This window comes from Agromyces binzhouensis (genome assembly GCF_004135055.1).
Classification (GTDB): Bacteria; Actinomycetota; Actinomycetes; order Actinomycetales; family Microbacteriaceae; genus Agromyces; species Agromyces binzhouensis.
Genome location: NZ_SDPL01000094.1, coordinates 1 through 9,159 on the forward strand (window position 1 = coordinate 1; position 9,159 = coordinate 9,159).

Here is a 9,159-nt window from a genome sequence, read left to right on the forward strand (position 1 = left end):
CGGCCGCGACGACCGGGCCCCCTCACGACGCGGCGGGCGCGGCTCCGCCGACGCATCCGGCCCGTCGTTCGCGGAACGCTCGGGGCTCACGACGTGGGACTGGGACGACCTCCCGGGCCACGTCGACACCCGGCAGGCCGGCAACGTCGTGCGCGCCTACCCGGCGCTCGTCGACGAGGGCGCGTCCGTCGCCCTGCGACTGGTCCCGACGGAGGACGAGCGCGATCGCGCGTCGCGCCGCGGCATCCGTCGACTCCTGATCCTCGCCACGCCGACGCCGGTGGCGTACGTGCAGGAGCACCTGTCGAACCAGGAGAAGCTCGCACTGGCCTCCAGCGCGTACCCCGGCCCCCGGGCGCTGCTCGACGACTGCCTCGCGGCCGTCGTCGACGCCGAGATGCGGGCGCGCCATGCGGACGGCCTGGTGCGCACGCGCGCCGACTTCGAGGCGGTGCGCGACGCGGTCTCGGCGAGTGTGATGGACCGCATGTTCGAGGCCGTCGGGCTCGTCTCCCGGATCCTCGTCGCAGCGCGGGACGCCGACCGCGCGATCTCGAAGGCGTCGAGCCTGCAGCTCATGTCGGCGCTCGCCGATGCCCGCTCGCAGCTCGAGTCGCTCGTGCCGGCGGGCTTCGTCTCGGCCACCGGCCTCGAGCGGCTCCGCCACCTGCCCCGGTACCTCGAGGCGATCACCGTCCGCGTGCGCCGCATGCAGGAGAACCCGGGCCGCGACCGGCAGTGGCTCACGGAGTTCGACCAGGCGCGCACCGCCTACGAGAAGGCCGGCGGCACGGTGCCGATCGACGCGGAGGCCGACGCACGGCTCGTGCGCGTGCGCTGGATGCTCGAGGAGCTGCGCGTCGGGCTGTTCGCCCAGGAGCTCCGGACCGCGGAGACCGTCTCGGTCAAGCGGATCGTCAGGGCGCTCGCCGAGTGAGCGCGGCGAGCCGCGCCGCGTAGCCGGGCTCGAGCTCCTCGAAGCGCGCGTCCCATCGCGCCCGATCCTTCGGCGCCGCCGGGTCGGCGAGGTGCCAGCCGAGGCTCTCGAGGTAGGTGTGCCAGCCGGGGCCGTAGTCGGGCCGCGTGACGTGCTCGTGCAGGAGGCGCAGCCGGGTGCGGGCACCCTCGGGCTCGAGGCGCACGGTGAGGAGCGTCGGCGCCTCGCCGACCACGGTCCAGGTGGTGGCGAACCCGTTCGGCGGCTCGCAGGAGACGACCTCGCCGTCGCAGTAGACGTCCCCGTCGCGGGTGAGGGCCTGCCAGCGCCCGCCGAGCCGGAAGTCGCCGCGGTACGCCGCCATCCATCGGGCGAGCCGCTCGGGGGTGGTGATCGCCTCCCACAGGTCGTCGGGATCGGTGTCGTAGACGTCGTCGAACGCGAGTCGGAAGCCCGGCTCATCGGCGTGGATCTCTCCGGTCACGGCCATCATGCGTCCCTCCGTCGGGCGCGCGCTCCGCGCGCGATCTCGGTGTGCAGTGCGTCGAGTCGCTGCGGCCAGAGCCGACGGTACCGTTCGAGCTGCGCGTCGGCCTCGTCGAGCCCGGCGCGTTCGAGCGCGTAGATGCGGCGTGCGCCGTCGGCGCGCACCGTGGCGAACCCCTGTTCGCGGAGGATGCGCAGGTGCCTCGACACGGCCGGCTGCGTGATGCCGAACTCCGCCGCGACGACGTCGACCACGGAGCCCGCCGGCCGCTCGCCGTCGGCCAGGAGGTCGAGGATGCGGCGGCGCACCGGGTCGCCCAGGACGTCGAACGCGTGCACGGCGACAGGCTATCATTCTGAGGTTATATAGGGAAGCACTGATGCGATCTCGATGCGCGGGCGGGCTCCGTTCGCGTCGATAGGATCGAGCCACCGTGGCCGGCTACACAGATCTCCTCAGGACCAAGGGCGTCGCGCGCATCATCGCCGCCCAGCTGACCGCACGGTTCCCGTCCGGCATGCTCTCGCTCGCGTTCCTGCTGCACGTCGAGCAGCAGACCGGATCGTACGGCGCCGCGGGCCTCGTCCTCGCGGCGACCTCGATCGGGCAGGCGATCGCCGGCCCGATGACCAGCCGGCTGATGGGCCGATTCGGCATGCGGCCAGTGCTCGTCACGACCCTCGTCGTGTGCGTGGCCGCCGTCGTCGCGATCGGCGTGCTCCCGCTCACCGTGCCCCTCTACATGGCGATCGGGTTCGTCTGCGGCCTCGCGACGCCGCCCGTGCAGCCGGCCGTCCGCACGATCTACCCGAAGATGGTGAACTCGCGACAGCTCACCCCGCTGTTCTCCCTCGACGCGTCCGCGCAGGAGATCATCTGGGTGGTCGGACCGGTCGTGACGACGTTCGTCTCGACGCAGGTCGGCACCGTCTGGGGCATCCTGCTCGCCGCCGCGCTCATGGTGGTCGGCGGCATCTGGTTCATCTCCTCCCCCGAGCTCGGCCGCGTGCGCATCCCGCGCTCGAAGCGCGCGTTCGGCAAGGTGCTCGCCCGACCGCCCGTCATGCTCGCGACGATCGTCGGCTTCCTCCTCATCGGCGCGTGCGCCGCGATCGAGGCGGGTGTGGTCGCCGCGTTCGGCCACGACGGCGCCGAGGCGGGAATCGTGCTCGCGATCTTCTCGATCGGCAGCCTCGCCGGGGGCCTCGGGCTCGGCCACGTGCCCATCGGGCCGTGGTCCACGGCCCGCCGCATGTTCATCGTGTTCGCCGGAACCGCGCTCGCCGCCTTCTCGATGGACTTCTGGTGGCTCTCGATCACGCTCTTCATCGCGGGAATCGGCATCGCCCCGGCCCTCGCGGTGCTGTTCGCGATCGTCTCGGCGAGCGTGAAGTTCTCCGACACGGCCGAGGCCTACGGATGGGTCGGCACGGGCCAGCTCATCGGCGCCGCCCTGGGCTCCGCGCTCGCGGGCTTCCTCATCGACGGCTTCGACGCGGTCGGCGCGTTCTGGGCCGCGACCGTGCTCGCGCTCCTCGGCTTCCTCGTCCCGGCGCTCGCGCGGCGGTGGCATCCCGACCTCCGCGGCCGCGACGCCAGCCCGATCCCCGACACCGAACCGGTCACGATCACGCCGAGCTGACCGGGCTCGACGCTGACCGGACCCCGAACGAAAGGCGCACGGATGACGCAGCCGCCCCTCGCACCCCACGTCCGACTCGCCGACGGGCGGGCGATCCCGCAGGTCGGCTACGGCATGTACAAGGTGCCGGCAGCGGATGCCACGCGGCTCGCGCTGACCGCGATCGAACTCGGGTACCGCCACCTCGACACCGCCGCCCTCTACGGCAACGAGGCCGAGGCCGGTGCCGCGGTGCGCGAGAGCGGCCTGCCGCGCGAGGAGCTCTTCGTCACGAGCAAGGTCTGGAACGACGACCACGGCTACGACGAGACGCTCGCCGCGTTCGACGCCGCCATGGAGCGCTTCGCGCTGGACCGCCTCGACCTGTTCCTCATCCACTGGCCCGTGCCGTCGCACGACCGCTACGTCGACACGTGGCGCGCGCTCGTGCGACTGCGCGACGAGGGTCGGGTCGGCTCGATCGGCGTCTCGAACTTCCATGCGCACCACCTCCAGCGGATCATCGACGAGACCGGCGTCGCACCGGTCGTGAACCAGGTCGAGCTGCACCCGTGGCTCCCGCAGCGCGAGCTCCGCGCGTTCCACGAGCGGATCGGCATCCGCACCGAGGCATGGTCGCCGCTCGCGCGCGGCCGCCTGCTCGGCGATCCCGTGCTCGAGCCGATCGCCGCGAAGCACGGGCGGTCGGTCGCGCAGGTCGTGCTCGCCTGGCACGTCGCACAGGGCACGATCGTGATCCCCAAGGCGTCGAGCCCCGAGCGCATCGCTGAGAACCTGGACGTGTTCTCGTTCCGGCTCGATGACGAGGACGTCGCGGCGATCGCGGCACTCGAGTCCGGCGAGCGCACGGGCCGCGATCCCGATGACGACTGACGGTCCGCGGCGCCTGACGCGGCATCCGACCGTGCTCCGGCGATTCGAGGGCTCACAGGCGGCCGCAACCCGATCGTGACCCGACTTGCAGCGGGCGTCCAGACATCGGCTCCCGCCTCGGCGTTACGGTGACCGCATGACCAGCCGAGGAATCCGATCCGCAGGGCTCGTCGCCCTCTCCGCGCTCCTCCTCACGGGCTGCAGCATGGGCTCGGGAGGATCCGACCAGACGGCGTCGGAGCCCGACGTCGGCCTCGAGGCGCCCGCCGACGGCGGCGTCGCCCCGCGCGACGAGCAGCCGTTCACCGAGGACGAGCAGGCGGGGACGATCGAGGAGGACCGCAGCGTCATCACGACGGGCTGGATGGCGGTCACGGTCGACGACCCCATCGACTCCGCCGCCGAGGTCGCCGCCATCGTCGGCGCCGCCGGCGGGCGCGTCGACGGCCGCAACGAGACGCCCGGAACGGAGACCCAGCAGGCGCGGGCCACCCTCGTGGTCCGGATCCCCGCCGACCGCTTCGACGCCGTGCTCGGCGACCTGCGCGAACTCGGCGACGTCGACTCCGTGCGGCTCGACGCCTCCGACGTGACCCAGCAGAAGCGCGACCTCGACTCGCGGATCGCCTCGCTCGAGACCTCGGTCGACCGCCTCCGGGCGCTCATCGCCCAGGCCGACGACGTGGGAGACCTCATCGCGATCGAGTCCGAGCTCACCACCCGGCAGACCGAGCTCGACGCGCTCACGACGCAGCGCGACTGGCTCGCCGACCAGGTCGACTACTCGACCCTGACGGTCGAGCTGCTCTCCGAGGGGCTCGCGCCGCAGGCCGGCCCGAACGACTTCTGGAGCGGCGTCGTCGCGGGATGGAACGCGCTGACGGCGTTCGTCTCCGGCCTGCTCGTCGCGATCGGCGTCATGCTCCCCTGGCTCGCGCTGCTCGCGGTGATCGCCGCGATCGTCGTCGGCATCATCGTGCTCGCGAGCCGCGGCGGTCGTCGAGCACAGGGCACGGCGGGCACGAGCGGATCGGGTGCGGAGCCGGGCGCGACCGGGCAGCCGACCTCTCCGGTCGGCCCCGGCGGGGCCGGCACCGACCGGAACGGCCCGGCGTAGGCTGGCGCCGTGACCGCCGACACGACCGTGGACTCCCTGCTCGACGACGACCTGCTCTCACGATTCCGCGATCGGGCGGCGCGCTACGACCGCGAGAACGCTTTCTTCGCCGACGACCTCGACGAACTCGCGGAGCGCGGGTACCTCCGCGCCCTCGTGCCCGCGAAGCTCGGCGGCCTCGGCTGGAGCCTCGCCGACGTCGTCCGCGCGCAGTCGCGGCTCGCGACCGCCGCACCGGCGACCGCGCTCGGCGTGAACATGCACCTGGTCTGGACGGGCGTCGCGCGTCTCCTGCACGACCGCGGCGACGACGGCCTCGACTTCGTCCTCGAGGAGGCCGCGGCCGGCGAGGTCTTCGCCTTCGGCATCAGCGAGGCCGGGAACGACCTCATGCTCTTCGGCTCGGGCACGGTCGCCGATCCGCAGCCCGACGGCAGCGTGCGCTACACGGGCCGGAAGATCTTCACGTCGCTCTCGCCGGCGTGGACGCGGCTCGGCGTGCACGGGCTCGACGCCGCCTCGGCGGACGCTCCCAAGCTCGTGTACGGGTTCATCGACCGCGAGGACCCGGACGTGCGCACGCTCGACGACTGGGACACGATCGGCATGCGCGCCACGCAGAGCCGCACGACCGTCCTCGACGGCGCCGTCGTCGCACCGGACCGAGTCGTGCGCCGCCTCGACCCAGGACCCGACCCCGACCCGTTCGTCTTCGCGATCTTCGCGTGCTTCGAGCTCTTCCTCAGCGCCGTCTACGCCGGCCTCGCCGAGCGGGCGCTCGCACTCGCCGTCGACGCCGCGCGCTCCCGGACGTCGGCACGCACCGGTCTCCCCCGATCCGAGGACCCCTCGGTGCGCCGGCGCATCGCCGAGGCCGCGCTCGCACTCGACGGGGTGCCGCCGCAGCTCGTCGGCCTCGCGAACGACGTCGCCGACGGCACCGACCACGGAGCCCTCTGGTTCGCCAAGCTCTCCGGCGTGAAGGTGCGCACCGTGCAGACCGCGCGCGACGTCGTCGACGCGGCGGTCCGAGTCGCCGGCGGCGCGACGTACTTCGCGGGGAACGAGCTCGGCCGCCTGCAGCGCGACGTGCTCGCCGGCGTCTTCCACCCCTCGAGCGACGACGCCGCGCTCAACACCATCGCGAACGCGTGGCTCGGCCCCGTGCAGGACTGACCGCCCGACGGAGCACCCCTCGCCATCGCTAGACTGGCGCCGCGGCGGCCCCGCCGCGTCCGAAGGAGGTCCCTCGTGAGCGTGTTCCCGTTCCTCATCGCCATGGCGCTGTTCGTGTTCGGAATGTGGGTGTTCAGCATCGCCGATGTCGTGCCGGGCTTCGAGGCGATCGTCTTCTTCAGCGGCATCGTGTGCGTGTCGCTCTCGCTCGCCATCCCGTTCAACGTCCTCGGCCGGCGCGAGTCCGGCGTCTGATGGGGCTGCCCGACACCGACACGATCGTCACGTATCCGGCGGGCGACCTGCGCGCCGAGGGCCGGGTGCTCGTCGCCTCGCCCCATGGCGACCACCTCGCCGTGATCACGGACCGCACGAGCATCCACCCGGTCGATGCGGCGTGGCCCGACCAGCCGGCCGATGCGGGAGTGCTCCGCGCCGGCGCACGCGAGTACGCGATCCGCGACGCGGTCGTCGCCGCGACCGACGGCGACGACCTGCACATCGGCAGCGTGCCCGTGCGTCCCGGCACCGAGGGCTGGTCGTTCCTCGTCGCGCACCTCCTCGACGCCGACGCCGAGGTGGGCGAGGGCGACGAGGTCGAGCTCGAGGCGGATGCCGCGACCCGCCGGGCGCTGTCGATCGGCCACACCGCATGCCACGCGGCCTCGCTCGCCCTGAACCGCGCGCTGGCCGACCGTTGGTCGAAGGCCGCGCGCGAGGACGCGCTCGGCTCGCCCGACTTCGACGGCATCGCCATCGCCTCGTCCCGCATCGAGCCGTCCGGTTCGGTCGACCGCTACCGGCTGAACAAGTCGCTGCGTCGGGCCGGGTTCGACGCGGCGGGGCTCGCCGACGGACTCGACCGGCTCGCGGCATCCGTCGACTCGACGCTCGCCGAGTGGATCGCCGACGACGCGAAGGTGCGCATCGAGCGCGTGGGCGAGGACCTCACCGACCGCCGCACCTGGGTCTGCGAACTGCCGCACGCGTCCGCGCGGATCCCGTGCGGAGGGACGCACGTGGCGTCGCTCGGCGAACTCGGCACCGTGGGCGTCTCGTTCGCCGTCGAGGACGACGGCGGCACGCCCGTCCTCGTGATGACCACGCGCGCCGGGGCATCCGCCTGATCGATCTCGGGGTGCCCCCGGCCGCGGGCCGATGCGCACCTCGGGATCCCTGAGCGTTCCTCAGCCGCGAGGGCGCCCGACGGGGATACGATGTCGACCGTGGGAATTCGCATCGAGAAGGTCGACCTGCCCGGGATCGGCTTCCGCCACGACCTCGTCACCGACAGCGGTCGGCGAATCAGCGTGGTGTCGCACCGGGACGGCGAACGCGACCTCGGGGTCTTCGACGAGGACGACCCCGACGAGTGCCGCGACACCATCGCACTGAACGACGACGAGGCGGCCGCCCTGGCCGACGTCCTCGGCGCCTCCGTCATGCTCGCTCGGCTGACCAGCCTGTCCGACATGGCGACCGGGCTGTTCACCGAGCAGATCGCCCTGCCGACGGACTCGCCCTACCTGAATCACCCGCTCGGCGACACCAAGGCGCGCACGCGCACGCACTCGTCGATCGTGGCGATCATGCGCGACGGCCAGGTCATCCCGTCGCCCACCCCCGCCGACGTCCTGCGCGCCGGTGACGTGATCGTGGCCGTCGGAACCCGCGGCGGACTCGACGGATTGGCCCGACTGCTCTCCAACGGCCCCGACTGACGCCGGGGGCCCGATGCACGAGACCACGCTGCTCCTGATCGAAGTCGGCGCGCTGCTCCTCGCCATGAGCCTCCTGGGGCGCCTCGCCATCCGCATCGGCCTCTCACCGATCCCCTTCTACCTGCTGCTCGGTCTCGCGTTCGGCAACGGCGGCCTGCTCCCCTTCGACGCCAGCGAGGAGTTCTTCGCCACGGGCGCCGAGATCGGCGTCATCCTGCTGCTCGCCCTCCTCGGACTCGAGTACACCGCGGAGGAGCTGGTCATCGGCCTCAAGTCGTCCCGGCGAGCCGGCATCCTCGACGCGGTGATGAATGCGCTGCCCGGCGCGGCGGTCGCGCTCCTGCTCGGCTGGGGTCCCATCGCCGCCGTCGCCCTCGCGGGCGTCACCTGGGTCTCCTCGTCCGGCGTCGTCGCCAAGCTGCTCCGCGACCTCGGACGACTCTCCAACCGCGAGACGCCCTCGGTGCTGGCCGTGCTCGTCATGGAGGACCTCGCCATGGCGTTCTACCTCCCGGTGCTGTCGGCACTCGTGGTGGGGGCGAGCCTGATGCAGGGCGCGATCGGCGTCGCGATCGCCGTCACGATCGTGGTCGTGATCCTCTTCCTCGCCCTCCGGCACGGCCACGTCATCTCGCGGTTCTTCCCCGCCGAGCACGCCGAGCCGCTGCTGCTCGGGGTGCTCGGTCTCGTGATGCTCGTCGCCGGACTCGCCGCGGAGGTGAGCGTCTCGGCCGCGGTCGGCGCGTTCCTCGTCGGCATCGCGCTCTCGGGGCGGGTGGCGGCGAACGCGAGTGCGGTGCTCACCCCGCTCCGCGACCTCTTCGCGGCGATCTTCTTCGTCTTCTTCGGGCTGGCCACCGACTCGTCGGAGATCCTCTCGATGCTGCTGCCCGCTGCTGGACTCGCCGCCCTGACGATCCTCACGAAGCTCGTGTCGGGGGCGTACGCCGCCCGGCGGGCCGGCGTGGGCACGCTGGGCCAATGGCGCGCCGGCCTCGTGCTCGCCCCTCGCGGCGAGTTCTCGATCGTCATCGCCGGGCTCGCGGTCGGTTCGGGCATCGAGCCCGCACTCGCCCCGCTCGCCACCGGCTACGTGCTCATCACGATCCTGGCGGGCTCGTTCCTCGCGCGCCTGCCGGACGTCGAGTGGTTCCGCGCCGCCGTGCGCCGCCGGTCGAAGCGGCTCGCCGCGGCGAAGGCGTAAAC

At 72.7% G+C, this 9,159-nt stretch carries 11 protein-coding genes; 9 read left to right on the top strand and 2 right to left on the bottom strand.

The annotated features are described in order from the left end of the window. Positions 1–937: DUF3418 domain-containing protein (locus ESO86_RS06790; protein WP_129234215.1), on the top strand; the 937-nt coding region annotated here is incomplete at its 5' end. Here the strand turns inward: ESO86_RS06790 and ESO86_RS06795 are convergent. Next, complete coding sequence (locus tag ESO86_RS06795; protein ID WP_129234216.1) at positions 918–1,430, bottom strand: SRPBCC domain-containing protein; 513 nt, start codon at positions 1,428–1,430, stop codon at positions 918–920. The genes ESO86_RS06790 and ESO86_RS06795 overlap by 20 nt on opposite strands. Then, the gene (locus tag ESO86_RS06800) at positions 1,427–1,762 is read right to left on the bottom strand and encodes an ArsR/SmtB family transcription factor (RefSeq protein ID WP_129234217.1); all 336 of its coding nucleotides are present in this window, start codon (positions 1,760–1,762) and stop codon (positions 1,427–1,429) included. Before ESO86_RS06800 ends, ESO86_RS06795 begins: the two co-directional genes overlap by 4 nt. A gap of 95 nt (positions 1,763–1,857) precedes the next feature. On the opposite strand from ESO86_RS06800, the gene ESO86_RS06805 reads away from it, so the two are divergent. The 8 genes from ESO86_RS06805 (at position 1,858) to ESO86_RS06840 (ending at position 9,157) form a co-directional block, all read left to right on the top strand. Next, positions 1,858–3,066, top strand: coding sequence for an MFS transporter (locus tag ESO86_RS06805; RefSeq protein WP_129234218.1), 1,209 nt, complete (start codon positions 1,858–1,860; stop codon positions 3,064–3,066). A gap of 42 nt (positions 3,067–3,108) precedes the next feature. Then, a complete protein-coding gene (locus ESO86_RS06810; protein WP_129234219.1) occupies positions 3,109–3,939 on the top strand; it encodes an aldo/keto reductase in 831 nt (276 codons plus the stop codon). A 136-nt stretch (positions 3,940–4,075) separates the two neighbouring features. Continuing rightward, positions 4,076–5,056, top strand: a complete 981-nt coding sequence (locus ESO86_RS06815; protein ID WP_129234220.1) for a DUF4349 domain-containing protein — start codon at positions 4,076–4,078, stop codon at positions 5,054–5,056. A 9-nt stretch (positions 5,057–5,065) separates the two neighbouring features. Next, positions 5,066–6,232, top strand: a complete 1,167-nt coding sequence (locus ESO86_RS06820) for an acyl-CoA dehydrogenase family protein (protein WP_129234221.1) — start codon at positions 5,066–5,068, stop codon at positions 6,230–6,232. A gap of 75 nt (positions 6,233–6,307) precedes the next feature. Then, entirely contained in the window at positions 6,308–6,487 is a 180-nt protein-coding gene (locus ESO86_RS06825) for a hypothetical protein (RefSeq protein ID WP_129234222.1), read from the top strand. Further along, on the top strand, positions 6,487–7,359 hold the full coding sequence (locus ESO86_RS06830; protein ID WP_129234223.1) for an alanyl-tRNA editing protein: 873 nt from the start codon (positions 6,487–6,489) through the stop codon (positions 7,357–7,359). Before ESO86_RS06825 ends, ESO86_RS06830 begins: the two co-directional genes overlap by 1 nt. Before the next feature lie 99 nt (positions 7,360–7,458). Further along, positions 7,459–7,953 carry a cation:proton antiporter regulatory subunit gene (locus ESO86_RS06835; RefSeq protein WP_129234224.1) on the top strand — a complete coding sequence of 165 codons (495 nt, stop codon included), beginning with the start codon at positions 7,459–7,461 and terminating at the stop codon, positions 7,951–7,953. 13 nt (positions 7,954–7,966) lie between these two features. Next, entirely contained in the window at positions 7,967–9,157 is a 1,191-nt protein-coding gene (locus ESO86_RS06840) for a cation:proton antiporter (protein ID WP_129234225.1), read from the top strand. Positions 9,158–9,159 lie beyond the last annotated feature (2 nt).

Bases quoted from the DNA above. Each gene is read 5' to 3' on its own strand.
- ESO86_RS06840 (WP_129234225.1), top strand. From the start codon at position 7,967: ATGCACGAGACCACGCTGCTCCTGATCGAAGTCGGCGCGCTGCTCCTC.
- ESO86_RS06810 (WP_129234219.1), top strand. From the start codon at position 3,109: ATGACGCAGCCGCCCCTCGCACCCCACGTCCGACTCGCCGACGGGCGG.
- ESO86_RS06830 (WP_129234223.1), top strand. From the start codon at position 6,487: ATGGGGCTGCCCGACACCGACACGATCGTCACGTATCCGGCGGGCGAC.
- ESO86_RS06795 (WP_129234216.1), bottom strand. From the start codon at position 1,430: ATGATGGCCGTGACCGGAGAGATCCACGCCGATGAGCCGGGCTTCCGA.
- ESO86_RS06815 (WP_129234220.1), top strand. From the start codon at position 4,076: ATGACCAGCCGAGGAATCCGATCCGCAGGGCTCGTCGCCCTCTCCGCG.